Below are 17,687 nucleotides of genomic sequence, written 5' to 3' on the forward strand. Positions count from 1 at the left end.
GCACCGGCTCCCTTTAGCAAGGATGCGCGGACAAGTAGCGGTAGCCCTTGGAATTGTTTTGGCATCCACCAATGTGGCGGTCGCTGAAGCGCCCTCGCCCATGTCCAGCGAACGCGCCACTGTTGGCGTTCTTGCCCTTGAGGCTGCGCAGAGTTTCTCGCCGAGGACGATAGCGCCACCACCCCCGCCAGTCGTCGAAGCCCCTCCCCGGCCGCCGAGTGTGGTCGACATCGCGCAGCGGGAGTGCCCGTTTGGCTCCGCGGAGAGTCTGGGCCTGACCGCCAACGCCGCCATGGCCTACCGCGCGGTGTGCGCGCTGTTCCCTCAGGTGGGCGCCTTCGGTGGCCTACGGCCTGGCGACGGCGGCGATCACGGACACGGGCGCGCTGTCGATTTCATGATCAGTAGCGATATCGGTGACGCGATAGCGGAGTTCGCGCTTGCTCATGCCGCGGAGTTCGGGGTCACATACGTAATCTGGCGCCAGCGCATCCGCTATCCAGGTGGCGAGTGGAAGCAGATGGAAGACCGCGGTTCAGTGACTGAGAACCATTACGACCATGTGCACGTCAGCTTCCACTGAACCACACCTGCCTTAATCTTGACGACCCCTATTTCTTGACGACCTGTGTGCCGCCGGCGATGCGGTCGTGGAAGCCCTGTTTCGCGGAGCTCGTGCTGATTGTGAAGCCAATCGCCACCACGGCGATGAGCCACAGCAGCGAGCCGACGAACGAAATGAGATTCAGCAGCATGTACGCGTTGCGGACTGCGGATTCTTTCAGGCTTGGTTTCGAGCGACCGCCGGAACCCATGACGTGCAGTCCAAGGACTTTCTTGCCGGGTGTCGAGCCTGTCGTCACTTCGAACACCAAGAAATAGAGAAACCCGAATCCAGCACCGGGGAGAAGTGCCGCCCAGGCTGGGACTTCGCCGCCTTGGCGGAGGAGCCAGAAGACTATGGCGCCGAGGATCCCCGCGATCACCCAGTCGATGAGGCGCGCAATACCGCGAGGTGCGACTCCCGCCGGCTTGGTTCCGAATCCGGTGCCGGCGAACTGCGGGTTAGTCTCCGGATCGTATCCGCCACTGCTCATGGTGATTCACCTTGCCTCTGTTGCGTGTCTATCCGTCTCGGTCACTTGAAAGCATTTCTGAGTGCCTTCTGGTGAGAGTAGTACCAGACTTGGGTATCCCGGGACAAGAATAGAGCGATTGCCTGCAAGTAAAGTTTGTTACAGATTATCGCAATTAATATAGCTGCCGGAATGTGTAAATCGCCCTATTCTGTGAAATGCAATTCCGAGACGTCATTCTGGAAGGGAAATGCGTCGTGGCGGCACTTATGCCAGTCCGCCCCGGCGGACACGGCGCCACTCCGAGACAGCGAAATCGAATACCCGCCGGCCCTCCTCGCGTGCGCAATTAACGTGTTCGACGTCAACTGGGTGGCTGCCGATGCGCTGCAGGCGAAGGACGTCACCACTGCGGGCGAAGTCAGGAAGCCACGCTGCGAAGCAGAAACCCAGACGCTCGAGTTCTGTCGCTAGCGCGCCAGCGGCGACATCGGTCAACGGGAGGTCAAGGTAGGTGACCGCGAGATCAAAGGCGTTGAGCCCGTCCAGTTCCTCCGCGATTCGAGTGCCGGCGTCCGCGCCGATCTGCGCGACCCGAATATAGGCGGTGGCAGTGCTGGGGACGGCCATTACGCGAACTTTCGTGCGCCCAGCACGTCCAGTCGGAAGTGACGAGCTGCTATCGACGTTGCGGTCGAGTTGTGCTGCGGTGGCGAGATCAGAGAGCAGCGCAACAAGCTGACGGGGAGGATACAAAATACGTCCGCGTGACTGGAGTGGCGTGTACATCGCGACGAGAGTCCGGCGTCCCTGATTGATGTTTTCTAGTTCAGCCATGGTCACCGTGGCGGGGGACGCGCCGATGAGCAGTCCCACCTCAAGGCCTCCGAGATGGACAACTTCCTTTTGGCTGCCAGGGTGATTCGTTACTGCTTGGGCCCACACCCCGGGTATGGCTTCTTCGCGGGCGATGTTGAGACGCAGCGCTGCCATTCGTTCGGCTAAGTGCCGGCCGCGGTAGCGCGGGTCAACAACGAGCTTTCCGGACTCGGGTACCGGGTCACCTTCGCGCTGGACGAACAGCGCCGCGTGGCCGACGATTCCCCGGTCGGGGCTCACGGCGGCGACAGAGTGCATCAGACCGCGTTTCAGTAAGTGCGTGATATGCCTGGGCTCATAGAGGGTGGTGTCCTTGTACGTGTAGCCGTAGCAGCGGTAGATGCATTGGACGAGCCCCTCTGCATCTGCCGGTGTCATGCGGCGGATGACGATCGATTCCGCTTCCTCATCCGATACTCGTTGCGCCGTATCGTCGAGGACTGGTCCGCTGTAACGCGTGTTCGCGGTCGCGACACGGATCGAGCAGGAGGCAACATTTCCTTCGTGCCCGTGGCTTGCGATGTGGAGTTCGTCAACGAACCCCAGGGCGGCTAGCCGGCGCGATGGTGCCGCGCGCGCCTGTGCACCGGTCATGGGCAGGCCCTGGTCGGTGACGGTCACAGTCACGGTCCCAGAGTCCGCAAGCACCGCGACCTGGACATCCGGCTGAGCGGTTTCGAATTCACGTGTCAGGGCTTCGCGCACCAGTTCTTCAACGACCACGCGAAAACGCGTTGCGTAGTCCTCGCGCAGACCCGCAGTGGTCACCATCGCGCGAACGGCCGCACCAACAGCGGTGAGTGAGCCGTCAGACCCATCGATGTGAATCTTCATCGACGGTCATGACCCGTTTGTCGCCATAGACAGAGAAGCTACTCGGTTGATCAGCGCGACACTTGACGTTCTGCGGATTCAGCTGAGTGCGGGGGAGGCAGCAGTCGCGTTCCCCGCACTCCCGTATCACTTACTCGCGCGCTGCATCCTCAGATACGGCATCATCGCCGCAAACCCGAGGAGAACGACTACTGCGCCAGCGATGACGTTCGTCATTACCGTGGCAGTTGCGGCTACGGTGCCGCTGACCAGCCATACCGCAACGATCGTCCAGAGACCGAGAAGCGGGCATACCCACCCTAGGCGGTGCGTTCGGTCGTATGCGGCCGCGTAGCCGACGCCGAGGGCAGCGATCACCAGCCCTACGACCAGGTTGTTCATCGCGAGTGCTACTGATACGTCGTGGAACCCTACGATCCACGGGGACAGCGCGACAAACAAGCCGGCCAGAACAGTCAGTGAATCGGTCATTTGCGCGGACCGAGCCTCAGCCATCTGTTCGTAGCGCGCGCTCATAGCGGTGATATCTGGATGCGACTCGATGTTCGGTGCGCCGTGCGTTGTCATCACATCACCTCCAATGGTGACGAAACCCAACCGGAAAGCATCGCTGCGGCTCCTCCGAAAAACGGACAAAAGCCCCATGATGCTGCCCTCAGGATACGCCCAAAGTTGTGGCGTTTGCCGAATCGTGGAGGGGCCGGGCAGGCCCTGGAACTAGGGGATTGTGCGCTACGTCACCCGCCAGGTCTAATGGAGGTGTCAGGCCGTTACTGAATGGTCCGCGACGTGGAGGTCATCCGGCTTGGCTCGTACGTGTGCGAGGAGGAGCGATGAAACGCAGGGCAACGGTGCTGGCCGCGTCCGTGTTGATGGCAGCCGGGATCTCGTTGGCGGCTGCACCGACCGCTTCGGCGCACCCAGGTGTGGGATTTCATGTGTACCCGACTCAAGCTGAATGCCTGATGGGCATGCACGAGCACCTCATGGCGGGGCAGTGGCGGCTGAATTGCATAGGCTTCCTGAATACGCCTTATATCCTCTTCCACTACTGAGGTCTGTTGGGCGAAGTTGTCGGCGCGGGGTGCGGCGCGGTGCGCGTATGCACCCCGATGCCCGTTTGCCCGGGCAGGATCTCAGGCTTTAGTTTGCGCGCGGCGTCATAGTCGCCGCTGCGCATGGCGCGGTACGGAATCGGTTCTTCGTCCGGGAGCCCGGCAAGTCGCGTCAGCAGTTCACTCTCCACACCGGAGGCACCTTCCCACCCGGGTGCGTCGACAGCGGGTATCAGGTGCGGCCGCAACGGCGCCATCCCGGTGTACCAAAATGTGCCATGCAGGATCGGGAAAAGCAGGGACTCGATATCGCCGTTGATCCCGCGCGCCTCGAAGGAGGACGCTCTGTCACCTGCGGTGGTGATGATGAGCGCGCGCTTTCCTGCGAGCCCGCCTTCGCCGTACTTCAGGGTCCGCCCGGTCGCTGGGTCTTTCACGCCGAATGCGAAGCCTTTGACGAAGACTCGGTCGAACCAGCCTTTGAGGATCGCGGGCATTCCGTACCACCAGAGCGGAAATTGGATTATCAGCAAGTCGGCTGCCGCGAGTTTTTCCTGCTCGACCCGAATATCGGCGGCGATTTCGCCGGTGAGGAACGCGTGGTGTGACTGTTCGGTGACTGTGCCGCCCTGCGCTCGGGCACGGCCAAAGTCGTCCTGCCTGAAGATCGGGTTCCAGTTCATGTCGTAGAGGTCGGACGTGATGACGTGGTGCCCAAGGCCGCAGAGGTGCTGGGTGCCCGCTTTGAAGAGCCGTGCGTTGAGTGAATCAGCAGCTGGGTGAGCATGAATCCAATGGGTTTGCATGGCGTCTGACCTTCCTTGATGAAGCTTCTCACTTCATACTGGAGGTATATAAACAAATGACACAAGTACGGTCATTTTTGTGTAGTACTCACATTTATGTAACTGATGAGGTGAGAGCAATGCGGGATTCTGTGGCGAAGGCAATGGAGGTCTGCCCAGTCGAGGTGGCGATCGCTGTCCTTGGAGGTTCGTGGAAGATGACGATCGTCAAACACCTGGTCTCGGCGACGCTGCGATTCGGTGAGTTGTCTCGAGTGGTGGGCGGGGTGAGTGCGCGCATGCTCACCCGGCAGTTGCGGGAACTCGAAGCGGATGGCGTCGTTCATCGCGAGGTGTACGCGGAGGTACCCCCGCGTGTGGAGTACTCACTGACGGAGCTAGGCCGCACTCTCGTTCCGCTCGTCCAGATGCTCGACGAGTGGGGAGCGAACTACCAGGAGCGAGCTGCCCAGAGTCCGAGCCGGAGCCGGATACGCTGAGCATATGACCGAGCACAGTGGAATCTTCAAGTTGGTTATGCGCGTGGGAGCCAAGGTTGAAACGTGGCGTTTCCGCAGGTCGGGCGGAACATCGAAGTTCATGGGGAATGAGCAGCTCCTGCTCACCACGGTTGGGCGCAAGTCGGGTAAAGAGCGGACAACGCCCCTCTTTTACGGGCGAGACGGTGACCGGCTGATCGTCATCGCATCGTTCGGCGGGAGTGACACCCATCCGGCGTGGTACCTGAATCTCCGGGATAGAGGTGAGGGCTGGGTCGAGCTGGGTAAGGACAAGTTCCGAGTCACACCGGAATTACTGGAAGGTGAAGAACGTGAGCGCAATTGGCGTGCGATGTCAGAGTTCTGGCCCGACTACGATAAATACACGACCAAGACGTCGCGCACGATCCCGGTTGTCGCGTTAGTTCGAAACTGACGTCCGAAACATTCAAGACGCAACCCGTACGCGGTCATACGGTGGGTTCATGAAACCGCGTTTGAATGTGATTGCCCTTGTCGTATCGGACATGAGCCGGTCCCTGGCGTTCTATCGGCAACTGGGCCTGGACATCCCTGCAGATGCAGACTCTCAGCCACATGTGGAGTATGAACTCGCGGGCGGCGTTCGTCTCGCGTGGGATGACATCGCCACCATTCGTACTTTCGACCCAGGCTGGGAGCCGCCCGGGCATGGTCAGGTAGGTCTCGCGTTCGAATGTGCAAGCCCCAGCGACGTCGATTCCGCCTATCAGGATCTCGTTGACGCTGGCTACAAGAGCCATATGGCGCCCTGGGACGCATTCTGGGGGCAGCGCTATGCCGTCATCAACGACCCTGACGGCAACAGCGTAGATCTCTACGCGCCGCTTCCCGCTATTTCAACAGAGACGTGACGGTGTGGCCGGTCAGCGAGCGGGTGTCGCGCGCAAAGTGTGCTTGGTCCGCGTAGCCGGATTCTGCAGCGGCCACGCTGGGCGGCATCCCGCCGCGGGCGAGGTCCAGCGCGCGATTCAGCCGAAGGATTCGGCCAAGGGTCTTCGGTCCATAACCAAAACAATCGATACTTCGCCGGTGCAGTTGGCGCGAACTGAGACCGGTGTGATGGGCTACGTCCGCGACCGGCCAACCCCGATGCAGCATGGTGTACATGCGCTCCGCTAGCCCGTCCGAGGGTGGCGCGACAGAGAGTCGCTCCGCAGTGATCTTTTCCAGCGCAACTCCAGGGTCGGTGGCTTCGGCGACCCGTTCACTGAGTCGCCTGGCCTCGGCCGCGGGCAGTAGTGCGTCGATCGCGATGCGTGTATCGCGGAGCTCAGCAGCCGGTATTCCGGCGACCAGCCGTCCCCGGCCGCAGGCAAAACGGATGCCAACCCACTCCGAGGCAGTCCAGGTGGTGGCGTAGGCGTGGGTATCTGGTCCGGCAAGGAGCAATTGATCGTCGTGCCAGAGCAGGTCCATACAGCCGTCTGGCAGCACCAGCTGGTCTTCACTTTCGGGTGATGACGCCGACCACACCACCGCATGGCGAATGGTCGACCGGCGCTCTGTATACACGCCTACAGGATCTCACGTGCGGCGAGATGCCTGGGGCGTGATCTGTGACGTCACCATCGCGGCGAGTGCGATTACGAAACCGAGCGTTTGCCATGACGTGAGCGTCTGTCCCAGAAGAAAGAGCCCCGCGAGTGTGGCGGTCATCGGGTTGGCCAATCCGAGGAACACAACCGACGTTGACGGAAGCCGTTCGATACCCCTGAACCAGAACACGTAGGCGAGAGCCCCGCCGACAAGGGTAAGATAGGTGTACCCGAGCATGTTCGCCCCGCTGAGTGACGGTGGGAGGCCTTCGAAGACCAGCGCCACGGGAATGAGCATCACCCCACCGATCGTCATCTGCCAGCCAGCTATCGAGAGCATGGACGTACCCTCGGGCCGGCCCCACCTCTTCGCAAGCACGATGGCGGTGCCCATCATGGTGATTCCGGTGACCTGCGCGATGATGCCCAGGGGATCGAGCGTCGCAGAAGCGGTGAGTACCAGCAGTCCGACGCCAACGACTCCCGCTAGTGCAGCACCCAGCGCCCATCCTGATGGCCGGGCCCTGAGTACGAAGTAAGCGACCGCGAGGACCACGAGCGGCTGCACGGCGGCAATCGTCGCCGCAACGCCGCCGGGAAGCCGGTACGCGGCGAAGAACAACAAAGGGAAGAACGCGCCAAAGTTGAGAGTCCCCAGTACGGCGGCTTTCCACCACCAGTCCCCGCGCGGCAGCTGTCGGGTGATCGCCAGGAGCAGCACGCCCGCCGGCAGTGCGCGGAGCAGCGACGCGAGCAGGGGGCGATCTGGTGGCAGCAGCTCAGTCGTGACGACGTAGGTCGTACCCCAGGTGACCGGGGCGATGAGTGTCAGCAGAATATCCGTCGGTCGTGCACGACTGTGCTTTGGTGGTGCGACCGGTCTTGCGCGCGCAGTGGCCATCTCAGTGGAACACTTTCTCATTTATCTCAACATTGAGACAAACTGTCCGCTGATAATCTCTTAATGTCAACTAGATCAATATTGAGATACCTTCACAAATTTCTTGAGGGGCCATGTCAGACACCGATGCAACGGATGCCACGGATGCGATTGACGAACTGGTGGGGCAGTGGCGCGCGCGCCTCGACCGCGATGGCCGTGAACAAACCCACTTCGGCGACCTTAGCGTCGTGGGCACTGGCGCACGCCTGACTCGCGCCGCCCAGCATTTCGGTAAACATGTGCGTGCTTTGCACGCGAAATACGATCTGGAGTGGTGGGAGTTCGACGTTCTCGCGACGCTCTACAGAGCGGCAGACCCTGGAGGCTTATCAGGAAAGGCGCTGATCCGTGCGATGCTTCTTACGTCTGGTGCAATCACCAATCGAGTCGATCGCCTAGTCACGCGCGGCTTCGTCGAGCGCCGTACCGATCCCGCGGATCGCAGGTCAATGCTCGTCGGTTTGACAGACACGGGACGCCGGAAAGTGGAAGCGGTCATGCCAGCACACGTCGCAAATGAGGAAGCACTGTTCAGCGCGCTTACCGCCGTGGAACGCGTGCAACTGGACGCAATCCTGCGAAAGTTTCTGATCGCACGGGATGACACGACGCTTTCGCCCTAAGACAGAATTCGGGTGCATGACGCGACTGCGTCATGCACCCGATTCCTGGCTAGTCGGGAAAAGCCAGGTTCTCAGCCCGCCATGCTCGACGCCTGGGCTGCGAGTTCGGTGATCCTCGCCCAGTCACCATTCGCGACGGCGTTCTTCGGAGCCAGCCACGTACCGCCGACACAACCCACATTCGGCAAAGCCAGGTAGTCACGGGCGGTGAGCGGCGTGATTCCGCCGGTCGGGCAGAAGCGAACCTGAGGCAGTGGCCCGGCCACGGAACTCAGATAAGCGTGCCCGCCTGCGGCTTTAGCGGGGAAGAACTTCATCTCCGTGATGCCACGGTCGAGCAGCGTCATCATCTCGGACAGCGTCGAGACACCCGGCAGGTGCGGCACACCACTGTCACTCATCGCGGCGAGCAGCCGAGATGTGCTACCGGGGCTGACAAGGAACTGGGACCCTGCATTGACGGCGTTGCGGACGTCTGCCGGGTTGAGAATGGTGCCCGCACCGACGAGCATCTCAGGCACCTCCGCTGCGATGCGCTCAATTCCTGGTAGCGCAGCCTCCGAGCGGAGTGTCACCTCAATCGTTCCGATACCGCCGTCGATAAGGGCGCGCGAGAGCGGCACCGCCTCGTCCGGATGGTTGAGGACAACCACCGGGATGACGGGGGAGATGTCGAGCAAGCTCACGGAGGGGGGTGTTCCCAGGGAGGGCATCGTGGGTGTCGATGGCACGGTCATACCAGGGCTCCTTCAGAGGTGGTGGGGGTCAGTTCCTGAGCCAGCCACTGGGTTATCCACTGGGCTGCGCCAAGTAGTGCAGGTGAGTCCGCAATGATCAGTTCGGTGGAGATCGCGGACACGTATCCCGTCATGGGGGCTTTGTTTTCAAATCGCGCACGGAACTCGCTGTTCTGGAGAACGTCACGCATTCTCGGGAGAATCCCGCCGCCGATCAGTACCCCGCCGCGCGCACCCATGGTGAGCGCGACGTTGCCAGCAAAGTTTCCCAGCATTGCGCAGAATACCTGGAGTGTCTCCACACAGATAGGGTCTGCTCCCGATCTGCCGCGTGTACACACGTCCGCAGGCGAGATGATGACCGACTCAGCACCCCTGATTGCCGCGATGCAGTGATACAGCCGGGTCAGGCCAACACCGCACAGCACGGTTTCAGCGCTGACGCGGCCGAACCGGCGTCGGAGCAGTGCGGCGATCTGTGCCTCGAGGTCCGTCTCGACCGGGAGGGTGACGTGGCCGCCTTCGGTGGCGAGGGGAATCCACATGCCCTGATGCGGCACGATGCCTGATACACCAAGACCTGTCCCGGGTCCGATTACAGCGACGGGGAGGTTCGTGTTGCGTTCGCCGCCGCCGAGCGGGACGACCGCGTTGTGGTCGAGATACGGCACCGCGAGAGCGAGCGCGCTGAAGTCATTGACTAGCCCGAGGTGCCCAAAACTCAGCGCTTGTTTCGTCGCGTTGACAGAGAAATCCCAGGATGCGTTCGTCAGCCGGAAGCGGTCACCGCTGACGGGACCCGCGACTGCCACGCCTCCCACCGTGGGGCGGCCTACGCCGCTGGTTGTCGCCATGTACGCCTCGATTGCGGAGGCGAGGTCCGGGTAGTCCGCCCCAACAAGGCTTTTGACCTGATGGGGACGTCCGCCGGGCTCAGTGACGACACCGAACCGCGCGTTGGTACCGCCGATATCGGCTACGAGCCAGGGGGATTCGATGGAAGGGATCGAGGTCATAGGGCTGCTCCAAAAACACTAGCTCCACGATCAGCTGTCCCCACTGCACCTCGAAGGGCGGCGAAGAGTTCTCGCCCGGTTCCGAAGGTCGTGCTGTCGGCCAATTCGGCGGGCAAGCGCTGATCAAAATCTTCTGCGAGAACGGTGATCGTGCCGGCTTCCGCATCGAGTTCGACAACATCTCCGTCGCGCACTCGTGCAATTGGGCCACCCGCTGCAGCTTCAGGTGTGACGTGAATTGCTGCGGGGATCTTTCCCGAAGCTCCGGACATCCGGCCGTCGGTGACGAGCGCGACCGCGAATCCACGGTCCTGCAGAACGCCGAGCGTTGGCGTGAGCTTGTGGAGTTCCGGCATGCCGTTTGCCTGCGGCCCCTGGAACCGGATCACTGCTATGAAGTCTTTCTCAAGTTCGCCCGCCTTGAACGCCGTGAGGAAATCGTCTTGATCGTCGAACACCACAGCGGGCGCCTTGACTACCCGGTGCTCTGCTTTGACGGCCGAGACCTTGATGACGCTCTTGCCGAGGTTGCCGGTGAGCATTCGCAAACCGCCGTCAGGCGAGAAGGGGTCACCTGCACTTCGAAGGACCTGCTTGTCGAGACTGTCCCGCGGTCCCTCCCGCCATGTCAGCGTTCCCTCTTCCAGCGTGGGCTCACTGCGGTAACGCGCTTCAAGCCCCCCTCCGGCGACAGTCTTGACGTCCGCGTGGAGCAGGCCTGCATCAAGCAACTCACCAATCAGGTACGGCATGCCGCCCGCGGCGTGGAAATGATTCACGTCCGCGCTGCCGTTGGGGTAAATCCGGGAGAGCAGCGGAACCACATCGGATAATGCGCTGAAATCGTCCCAGCGCAGATCGATCCCAGCAGCTGCGGCCATCGCGACAAGATGCATCGTGTGATTGGTCGAGCCGCCCGTAGCGAGGAGGGCGACCACACCATTGACAACGGCGCGCTCGTCGACGACCTCGCCGATCGGTGTGAACTCGTCACCCCCCGCGGTGAGTTTGACAACCCGTTTCGCGGCCGCCTCGGTCAGCGCGTCGCGCAGCGGGGTGCCCGGGTTCACGAAACTTGCGCCAGGCAGGTGCAGGCCCATGACCTCCATCAGCAGCTGGTTCGAGTTGGCGGTGCCGAAGAACGTGCAGGTGCCTTCACCGTGGTACGACTGAGCCTCGGCTTCGAGCAGCGCCTCGCGGCCGACCTTGCCTTCCGCGTAAAGCTGCCGCACACGTGCTTTCTCTGTGTTCGGAAGGCCAGACGTCATTGGTCCGGCGGGCACGAAGATCGTCGGCAGATGACCGAAGGAGAGCGCTCCGATCACGAGGCCGGGCACGATCTTGTCGCAGACGCCGAGCATGAGCGCCCCATCGAACATGTCATGTGACAACGCGATCGCAGCGGACATTGCGATGACGTCGCGGCTGAAGAGTGACAACTCCATGCCCGCGCGTCCTTGAGTGACGCCGTCGCACATGGCAGGCACGCCACCGGCGAACTGGGCGATGCCGCCACCATCGATCACTGCTTCTTTGATCCGCCGCGGGTACGACTCGAAAGGCTTATGTGCCGACAGCATGTCGTTGTACGAGGACACGATGGCGATGTTCGGCTTGAAGCTGCGCCGAAGCAGGTCCTTGCCAACTGGCTCAACCGCGGCGAAACCATGGGCGAGGTTGGTGCACCCGAGCTTCCCGCGCGCAGGCCCTTGTGAGGCGGCGGCGCGGATACGCTCAAGGTATGCGGTCCGGGTGTCCCGGCTGCGCTCAGCGATGCGTTCGGTGACAGCGGTAACTGTCGGATTGATGGGTGTGTTGTTGATCGGGGTGGTGTCAACAGTCAAGGTCATTCCTCGTCGTTCCAGGTACGGCCGTCCCGCTCGATCAGAGCGGTTGCGGCAGCCGGGCCGTGGCTGCCGGAGGCGTAGCGCTTGGGCAGGTGCTGTGATTCTTGCCAGGCGGTGAGGATGGGCTCCGCCCACTCCCATGCCGCTTCCACCTCGTCACGACGCATGAAGAGCATGGGATTGCCACGCACGACGTCCATCAGCAGGCGTTCGTACGCGTCGGGCAGCCGCTCGTCGAAGGTTTCGGCGAAGCTCAGATTCAGAGGTACTTCGCGCAGCCGCAATCCACCTGGACCAGGAGCTTTGGTGACAAGGTGCAGGCGGACGGCTTCATCGGGCTGCAGGCGGATGACTAGGCGGTTCGGCGGGATCATCTCGTCATCAATGGCGGGGAAGATCGAATGCGGTACCGACTTGAACTGCACGACGATTTCGGAGGCGCGACGGTCAAGGCGTTTCCCGGTGCGCAGATAGAACGGCACGCCCGCCCAGCGCCAGCTGTTTACCTCAGCTTTCAGGGCGACATAGGTCTCCGTGTTGCTGGGCTGCCCTTCGAGTTCCTCGGAGTAGCCGGGGACGGACTGGCCGTCGATGCTGCCGGGGGCGTACTGCCCGCGCACTGTATTGCGGTGAACATTGTGCCCAGTCAGGGGCTTGAGCGCCTGCAGGACCTTCAGCTTTTCGTCGCGCACAGAGTCACGGTCGTAGTGGTTCGGCGGCTCCATCGCGACCAGGCAGAGGAGCTGCAGCATGTGGTTCTGCACCATGTCGCGAAGCGCGCCGGAACCGTCGTAGTAGCCGATGCGGTTGCCCACGCCGACTGTCTCGCTCACGGTGATCTGAACGTGGTCGATTGCGGCCGAGCGCCACAGTGGTTCGAGCAGGGTGTTCGCGAACCTCAGAACCAGCAGGTTCTGGACGGTTTCCTTACCCAGGTAGTGGTCGATGCGGAAGATCTGCTCTTCCGAGAAAACGGCACCCACCTCGTCGTTGATCTGCTGAGCCGAGGCGAGGTCTGTGCCGATGGGCTTTTCGAGAACGACGCGGGACTGGGGGCTGACCAGACCGTTGTCTTGCAGCCGGTGGCAAATGCCACCGAAGAGTTTTGGGGCGCTCGCGAGGTAGTACACGCGGACGCGGTCCTCTGCTGCGGTAAGGAGATCGGCGAGCTCTACCCATGGCTCCGCGGACGTGACGTCGAGGGTGACGTGATGAAGCCGCGTCAGGAAGGCGTTGACGGTCTCGGGGTCGTAGGTGTCTTTCGGCAGGAAGTGCGGCAGCTCAGCGGCAACCTTGTCCCGGTATCCCGGTCCGTCAAGACCCGCGCGGGACACGGCGATGATTCGTGAGTCGCTGGTGAGCTGGCCATCGCGATCGCGCTGGTAGAGCGACGGGATGAGCTTGCGCATGGCCAGGTCACCGGTGCCGCCGAATACGACGATGTCGCACGTGTCGACCTGTTGCGTGGTGAGCATTTTAGGGCTCCTCAATTGCCACTGATTGTGAGGGGGCGCACATCACGTTACAGGACTTAGGTATGATGTGGCTAGTACTTATGTATTTCTTGTACATTACTAGGAAAGCTTACGCCTCTACCGCCCGTAGTGACGCGAAGCAGGCCGGAAACTCAGTTCCGCCCATCGGCGACCGCAATACGGGTACTGAGCGGGAAACGGTTAACGTAGTGACGACGAAGGGAGCAGGAGGTGAAGGAGCTGCTGTCCGTAGTGCCGGGCGCGACCGCGGGGGAGATTCTGGCGCTTCTGCGTAGACGCGGCCCCCTGACGCGCAGCGATATCGGCCGCCTCACCGGGCACTCCCGGACCGCTGTGACTGCGAGGGTTGATCAGCTGCTCGCCAGCGGCCTTGTTGTTGAGCGCGCGGACGGGGGCTCAACTGGCGGGCGCCCTCCGGTGCGCCTAGAACTCAACGCGGACGGCGGCGTCGTCCTCGCAGGTGCGCTCGGTGCCAGCCGCACGATCGTCGCGGTATGCGACCTCGGAGGGAAGCCCCTCGCGGAAGCTGAGCTCATGGTGGACCTCACCGACGGTCCCGATGCGGTTCTTGGTGCAGCGGTCGCCCGATTCGAACGGCTGCTGGCTGACAACGGGTTCAGTCGAGACAACGTACGGGGAATTGGCCTGAGCGTGCCTGGTGCGATCGACGTTGTCACCGGCCGAAGCGTGAGCCCGCCCGTCCAGCAAGGGTGGGGTGACGTGCCCTTCCCGGATTACTTCACGGCCAAGTTCCCGGTGCCGATCACTGTCGACAACGACGTCAACGCTTTGGCGCTCGAGCAGCGGCGCCGCCACCCTGATGTCGACGACCTCATCATCATCAAAGCCTCCACGGGCATCGGTGCCGGCCTGATCTGCCGTGGTTCACTCATTCGCGGTGCGGTGGGCGCGGCGGGCGAAATCGGCCACGTCAAGGTCAGCAATGGTGGCGGGGCACTCTGCAGATGTGGAGGCATCGATTGTCTCGAAGCAGTCGCGGCCGGGTGGGCGCTCGCACCGAGAATGGCAGCTGCGGGGCTTCCGGTGACTCGCACCCTGGACATCGCGGACCTCGCGCGTGCGGGGGATCCGACGGCGGTGCGAATGATCCGCGAGGCAGGCCGTCATATCGGTGAGGTCGCTGCAGGTCTGATCAATCTTCTCAATCCAGAATTGCTCTTCGTTGATGGTGACCTTGCGTATGCGGCTGAGCCGCTGATCGCGGGAATGCGCGAAGTCATCTATCAGCGCGCGACCGCGATGGCCACGCGGAAACTGCGCATTGAGGCAAGCGATCTGCACGGTCAGGGTTCCGTGGCGGCATGCGCGACGATGATCCTCGACGACATTTTCTCACCGCGCGCGGTCGATTCGCTGCTAGCCGCCGCGTAGGTTCGGTGCAATCGGGGGCGGGCAAACTCACGAGTAACAGGACAGCCTCAGTGAAAATGACGCATGCGTCTGTCCCGTTACTCCTGAATCTGGCCGACTGGAGTCACCGGCGCTATTGAATCTCCCTCATGCAGCGGCATGGGGACAAGAACGTCTTTGCTCTCGCCGCCCTTCCTGACGGGCGCATCGAGCAGCGTGGTGACGGCTATTTTTCCGAGTTCGTAGTGGGGCAGGGCAACACTTGTCAGGCTGGGCCGAAGCCACGAAGCGAGGTCTGACGCATCGAACGACACGACAGAAACATCCTCAGGCACACGCATACCGCGCTCTCCGAGCGCCTGGTAGGCGCCGAAAGCGAGGCGGTCATTGAGGCAAATGAGTGCCCGCGGCCGATGGCCGTCGCTAAGAAGTTCAGTTGTGGCCTTGTAGCCAAACGCGGGTTCGTACTCGCATTCATACGACAGGACGACTCCGGCGCCGTACGTCCGTAGTTCGTCTTCCACGCCGCGCATACGATTTACGCCTGCGTAAAGGCCGCCAGGCGTTTTGGGGATGTCGTGCCGCCCACCGATGACGTATATGCCGTTCAGGTGGCCCGCATCGGCCAGAGCCCGCGCTGCAGTGCGACCTCCCTGGTATTCGTCCGGGACTATTCGGGGGGAGCTGGAGGTCGGATCCAGGCAGTTGATGAGGACCGATTGCACCTTCGACAGCACCGCAGGCGCCTTCTGATAGCGCGTGAACATCGTCGCGTAAACGATTCCGTCTACTTGCCGATCGAGCATTTCGGAGATCAGATCGGCTTCCACTGCCTCGTTACCAGCGGTTTCTGCGACGAATAGCAGATGGCCGTGCGCGAGTGCCGCATCGAGCGCACCATGAATGACCTCACCAGCGAAGGGAGTAGTGGCGATGGCGTCCGAGATCAGACCGATGGTGTGCGTCTTGCTGGTCCGGAGGCTGCGCGCGGTGAGGTTTGGACGGTAGCCGAGGTCGGCGGCGGCTTTGAGGACCTTTTGTTGCGCTGCCTCTGAGATTCGCATTTCGGCCCCGCGCCCGGACATGACGAACGACGCAGTGGAGCGCGAAACCCCAGCTCTCAGGGCGACGTTCGCAAGTGTCACACGGGGTGCGTTCATGTCTTTCCGACAGCTTTCGGCGAAGGGGTTGACAGTGATCCGACATGAGAAAGATACTCGAGCTAACTCGATTTAGCTATGCTTCATCCAACCATGCAATCCTTGATCAGGAGGACAGGTGTCCGACCCCGCTATGACCGATCCCAATTGGTGGCGTCAAGCCGCCGTATATCAGATCTACCCCCGTAGTTTCGCTGACGCGGACGGCGACGGCCTGGGCGACATCAAGGGCATCACATCAAGGGTGTCCTACCTGAAGAATCTGGGTGTCGATGCGGTGTGGCTGAGCCCGTTTTATCCGTCCGAACTGGCAGACGGCGGATACGACGTCGCGGACTATCGCAATGTCGATCCGCGTCTCGGTTCCCTAGAGGACTTCGATGAGATGGTCGCGGCGCTCCACAGTGCTGGAATCAAGATCATTGTCGACATTGTCCCCAATCACACCTCTGACCAGCACGAGTGGTTCCAGGAAGCATTGCAGGCGCCTGCGGGCTCGGCCGCGCGCGATCGCTACATCTTCCGCGATGGGGAAGGGCCGGACGGATCCCTGCCGCCCACGGATTGGCAGTCGGTTTTCGGCGGGCCCGCGTGGCACCAGACACCCGACGGGCAGTGGTACCTCCACTTGTTCGCACCCGAGCAGCCAGACTTGAACTGGGATAATCCCGAAGTGCGTGAGGACTTCATCAAGACTCTCCGTTTCTGGTCCGATCGCGGCGTTGACGGCTTCCGTATCGACGTGGCCCACGCGCTTACGAAGGACCTATCCGAGCCGCTGCCGACGTGGGACGAACTCCGTCATCTGATGCACGAACACCTTCCGCTAGACGGCACACATCCGTTCTGGGACCGCGACGAGGTCCACGAGATCTATGCCGAATGGCGCAAGGTTTTCAACGAGTATGATCCGCCGCGAACCGCAGTCGCGGAAGCGTGGGTGCCTAGGCCGCGACGCCCGCGCTATGCCAGTGCCGAGGGACTCGGTCAGGCATTCAACTTCGATCTGCTTGAAGCAGCGTGGGACGCAGAAGAGTTTCGGGACGTCATTGACGACAACTTGAAGCTGTCCGCCGAGTCTGGCGCATCGTCAACGTGGGTCCTGTCGAACCATGATGTGGTGCGCCACGCCACCAGGTATGGGCTACCGCAGGACAGTGAAACGAAGAACGGTAAGTCGTGGCTCATGACCGACGGTCAGGAACCTGAACTCGACCGTGAACTCGGTGTGCGCCGGGCTCGCGCGGCAGCGTTGCTTCTGCTCGCACTACCCGGGTCGACCTACATGTACCAGGGCGAGGAACTCGGCCTCCATGAAGTCGGCGACCTTCCCGAAGAGGTCATGCAGGACCCTGCGTTCTTCCGTAACCGCGGCATCGAGAAGGGCCGCGACGGATGCCGCGTGCCGCTGCCCTGGACACCCGACGGCCCGTCCTACGGTTTCGGACCCGGACATGCGCATCTTCCCCAGCCGGAGTGGTTCGCGGATGCGGCCGTGTCGGTCCAGGAAGAGGACCCGAACTCCACGCTTGCTCTCTACCGGTCCGCGCTCGAAGCGCGGCACAAAATGCAGACAGACGAATCTCTCGAATGGGTGGCGACAGACCAACCGGCCGTGCTGCACTTCACTCGCCCTGGCGGGTGGCACAGCATCACGAACTTCAGCTCTGAAGCGGTACCGCTTCCGCAGGGCACGGTTGTTGTGGCGAGCGCGCCGACAAACGGGGGGCTGCCGCCGAACGCGACGGCGTGGGTCCAAATCTAAGTGAACCGAATGAACGTGGCCTC

General features: G+C 62.0%; 19 protein-coding genes. 8 read left to right on the forward strand and 11 right to left on the reverse strand.

Annotation, left to right across the window (positions count from 1 at the left end):
- Positions 1-58: 58 nt before the first annotated feature.
- Complete coding sequence (locus tag FHU29_RS00825; RefSeq protein ID WP_157095160.1) at positions 59-583, forward strand: VldE C-terminal domain-containing protein; 525 nt, start codon at positions 59-61, stop codon at positions 581-583.
- Between the two features lie 28 nt (positions 584-611).
- On the opposite strand, the gene FHU29_RS00830 is transcribed toward FHU29_RS00825, so the two are convergent.
- The 3 genes from FHU29_RS00830 to FHU29_RS00840 form a co-directional block, all read right to left on the reverse strand.
- A complete protein-coding gene (locus FHU29_RS00830; protein WP_064440723.1) occupies positions 612-1,097 on the reverse strand; it encodes an RDD family protein in 486 nt (161 codons plus the stop codon).
- 246 nt (positions 1,098-1,343) lie between these two features.
- A complete protein-coding gene (locus FHU29_RS00835) occupies positions 1,344-2,789 on the reverse strand; it encodes a GNAT family N-acetyltransferase (RefSeq protein WP_064440724.1) in 1,446 nt (481 codons plus the stop codon).
- 126 nt (positions 2,790-2,915) lie between these two features.
- Positions 2,916-3,356, reverse strand: coding sequence for an SPW repeat protein (locus FHU29_RS00840; protein WP_064440784.1), 441 nt, complete (start codon positions 3,354-3,356; stop codon positions 2,916-2,918).
- 266 nt (positions 3,357-3,622) lie between these two features.
- On the opposite strand from FHU29_RS00840, the gene FHU29_RS00845 reads away from it, so the two are divergent.
- Positions 3,623-3,844 carry a hypothetical protein gene (locus FHU29_RS00845; protein WP_064440725.1) on the forward strand — a complete coding sequence of 74 codons (222 nt, stop codon included), beginning with the start codon at positions 3,623-3,625 and terminating at the stop codon, positions 3,842-3,844.
- Here FHU29_RS00845 and FHU29_RS00850 read toward each other — a convergent pair.
- Positions 3,838-4,650: an NAD(P)H-dependent oxidoreductase gene (locus FHU29_RS00850; protein ID WP_064440726.1), complete on the reverse strand. Its 813-nt coding sequence runs from the start codon at positions 4,648-4,650 to the stop codon at positions 3,838-3,840. The two genes, FHU29_RS00845 and FHU29_RS00850, sit on opposite strands and share 7 nt — an antisense overlap.
- Before the next feature lie 119 nt (positions 4,651-4,769).
- On the opposite strand from FHU29_RS00850, the gene FHU29_RS00855 reads away from it, so the two are divergent.
- The 3 genes from FHU29_RS00855 to FHU29_RS00865 are packed head-to-tail and all read left to right on the forward strand — an operon-like array spanning position 4,770 to position 6,022.
- Positions 4,770-5,129, forward strand: coding sequence for a winged helix-turn-helix transcriptional regulator (locus tag FHU29_RS00855; protein WP_183377436.1), 360 nt, complete (start codon positions 4,770-4,772; stop codon positions 5,127-5,129).
- Between the two features lie 4 nt (positions 5,130-5,133).
- A complete protein-coding gene (locus FHU29_RS00860; protein WP_064440727.1) occupies positions 5,134-5,565 on the forward strand; it encodes a nitroreductase/quinone reductase family protein in 432 nt (143 codons plus the stop codon).
- Between the two features lie 49 nt (positions 5,566-5,614).
- Positions 5,615-6,022 (forward strand): VOC family protein, encoded by a 408-nt coding sequence (locus tag FHU29_RS00865; protein WP_064440728.1) that lies wholly within the window; start codon positions 5,615-5,617, stop codon positions 6,020-6,022.
- On the opposite strand, the gene FHU29_RS23565 is transcribed toward FHU29_RS00865, so the two are convergent.
- Together FHU29_RS23565 and FHU29_RS00875 are read right to left on the reverse strand one after the other, a co-directional pair.
- Positions 6,003-6,683 carry a helix-turn-helix transcriptional regulator gene (locus tag FHU29_RS23565; protein ID WP_064440729.1) on the reverse strand — a complete coding sequence of 227 codons (681 nt, stop codon included), beginning with the start codon at positions 6,681-6,683 and terminating at the stop codon, positions 6,003-6,005. The two genes, FHU29_RS00865 and FHU29_RS23565, sit on opposite strands and share 20 nt — an antisense overlap.
- 12 nt (positions 6,684-6,695) lie before the next feature.
- On the reverse strand, positions 6,696-7,607 hold the full coding sequence (locus FHU29_RS00875; protein WP_064440730.1) for an EamA family transporter: 912 nt from the start codon (positions 7,605-7,607) through the stop codon (positions 6,696-6,698).
- Between the two features lie 113 nt (positions 7,608-7,720).
- Here FHU29_RS00875 and FHU29_RS00880 point away from each other — a divergent pair, with 113 nt between their 5' ends.
- Complete coding sequence (locus FHU29_RS00880; RefSeq protein WP_064440731.1) at positions 7,721-8,272, forward strand: MarR family winged helix-turn-helix transcriptional regulator; 552 nt, start codon at positions 7,721-7,723, stop codon at positions 8,270-8,272.
- 71 nt (positions 8,273-8,343) lie between these two features.
- On the opposite strand, the gene eda is transcribed toward FHU29_RS00880, so the two are convergent.
- From eda to zwf, 4 genes are read right to left on the reverse strand one after another with little or no spacing between them, the layout of a single operon-like run.
- On the reverse strand, positions 8,344-9,009 hold the full coding sequence (gene eda / locus FHU29_RS00885; protein WP_064440732.1) for a bifunctional 4-hydroxy-2-oxoglutarate aldolase/2-dehydro-3-deoxy-phosphogluconate aldolase: 666 nt from the start codon (positions 9,007-9,009) through the stop codon (positions 8,344-8,346).
- Positions 9,006-10,025: a glucokinase gene (gene glk / locus FHU29_RS00890; RefSeq protein WP_064440733.1), complete on the reverse strand. Its 1,020-nt coding sequence runs from the start codon at positions 10,023-10,025 to the stop codon at positions 9,006-9,008. The genes eda and glk overlap by 4 nt, the downstream gene beginning before the upstream one ends.
- Positions 10,022-11,875 carry a phosphogluconate dehydratase gene (edd, locus tag FHU29_RS00895; protein ID WP_064440734.1) on the reverse strand — a complete coding sequence of 618 codons (1,854 nt, stop codon included), beginning with the start codon at positions 11,873-11,875 and terminating at the stop codon, positions 10,022-10,024. The genes glk and edd overlap by 4 nt, the downstream gene beginning before the upstream one ends.
- Entirely contained in the window at positions 11,872-13,347 is a 1,476-nt protein-coding gene (zwf, locus tag FHU29_RS00900) for a glucose-6-phosphate dehydrogenase (RefSeq protein ID WP_064440735.1), read from the reverse strand. Before zwf ends, edd begins: the two co-directional genes overlap by 4 nt.
- A gap of 231 nt (positions 13,348-13,578) precedes the next feature.
- On the opposite strand from zwf, the gene FHU29_RS00905 reads away from it, so the two are divergent.
- Complete coding sequence (locus FHU29_RS00905; protein ID WP_064440736.1) at positions 13,579-14,760, forward strand: ROK family transcriptional regulator; 1,182 nt, start codon at positions 13,579-13,581, stop codon at positions 14,758-14,760.
- 77 nt (positions 14,761-14,837) lie between these two features.
- Here the strand turns inward: FHU29_RS00905 and FHU29_RS00910 are convergent, their stop codons facing one another.
- Positions 14,838-15,899 carry a LacI family DNA-binding transcriptional regulator gene (locus FHU29_RS00910; protein ID WP_064440737.1) on the reverse strand — a complete coding sequence of 354 codons (1,062 nt, stop codon included), beginning with the start codon at positions 15,897-15,899 and terminating at the stop codon, positions 14,838-14,840.
- Between the two features lie 133 nt (positions 15,900-16,032).
- Here FHU29_RS00910 and FHU29_RS00915 point away from each other — a divergent pair, with 133 nt between their 5' ends.
- On the forward strand, positions 16,033-17,664 hold the full coding sequence (locus tag FHU29_RS00915) for a glycoside hydrolase family 13 protein (protein WP_064440786.1): 1,632 nt from the start codon (positions 16,033-16,035) through the stop codon (positions 17,662-17,664).
- Positions 17,665-17,687: the final 23 nt, after the last annotated feature.

Source organism: Hoyosella altamirensis (genome assembly GCF_014191505.1).
Taxonomy (GTDB): domain Bacteria; phylum Actinomycetota; class Actinomycetes; order Mycobacteriales; family Mycobacteriaceae; genus Hoyosella; species Hoyosella altamirensis.

Coding starts and splice junctions, on each gene's coding strand:
- FHU29_RS00845 (WP_064440725.1), top strand. CDS start 3,623: ATGAAACGCAGGGCAACGGTGCTGGCCGCGTCCGTGTTGATGGCAGCC.
- FHU29_RS00910 (WP_064440737.1), bottom strand. CDS start 15,899: ATGAACGCACCCCGTGTGACACTTGCGAACGTCGCCCTGAGAGCTGGG.
- FHU29_RS00880 (WP_064440731.1), top strand. CDS start 7,721: ATGTCAGACACCGATGCAACGGATGCCACGGATGCGATTGACGAACTG.
- edd (WP_064440734.1), bottom strand. CDS start 11,875: ATGACCTTGACTGTTGACACCACCCCGATCAACAACACACCCATCAAT.
- FHU29_RS00840 (WP_064440784.1), bottom strand. CDS start 3,356: ATGACAACGCACGGCGCACCGAACATCGAGTCGCATCCAGATATCACC.
- FHU29_RS00855 (WP_183377436.1), top strand. CDS start 4,770: ATGCGGGATTCTGTGGCGAAGGCAATGGAGGTCTGCCCAGTCGAGGTG.
- eda (WP_064440732.1), bottom strand. CDS start 9,009: ATGACCGTGCCATCGACACCCACGATGCCCTCCCTGGGAACACCCCCC.
- FHU29_RS00830 (WP_064440723.1), bottom strand. CDS start 1,097: ATGAGCAGTGGCGGATACGATCCGGAGACTAACCCGCAGTTCGCCGGC.
- FHU29_RS00850 (WP_064440726.1), bottom strand. CDS start 4,650: ATGCAAACCCATTGGATTCATGCTCACCCAGCTGCTGATTCACTCAAC.
- FHU29_RS00915 (WP_064440786.1), top strand. CDS start 16,033: ATGACCGATCCCAATTGGTGGCGTCAAGCCGCCGTATATCAGATCTAC.
- FHU29_RS00865 (WP_064440728.1), top strand. CDS start 5,615: ATGAAACCGCGTTTGAATGTGATTGCCCTTGTCGTATCGGACATGAGC.
- FHU29_RS00835 (WP_064440724.1), bottom strand. CDS start 2,789: ATGAAGATTCACATCGATGGGTCTGACGGCTCACTCACCGCTGTTGGT.
- FHU29_RS00860 (WP_064440727.1), top strand. CDS start 5,134: ATGACCGAGCACAGTGGAATCTTCAAGTTGGTTATGCGCGTGGGAGCC.
- zwf (WP_064440735.1), bottom strand. CDS start 13,347: ATGCTCACCACGCAACAGGTCGACACGTGCGACATCGTCGTATTCGGC.
- glk (WP_064440733.1), bottom strand. CDS start 10,025: ATGACCTCGATCCCTTCCATCGAATCCCCCTGGCTCGTAGCCGATATC.
- FHU29_RS00875 (WP_064440730.1), bottom strand. CDS start 7,607: ATGGCCACTGCGCGCGCAAGACCGGTCGCACCACCAAAGCACAGTCGT.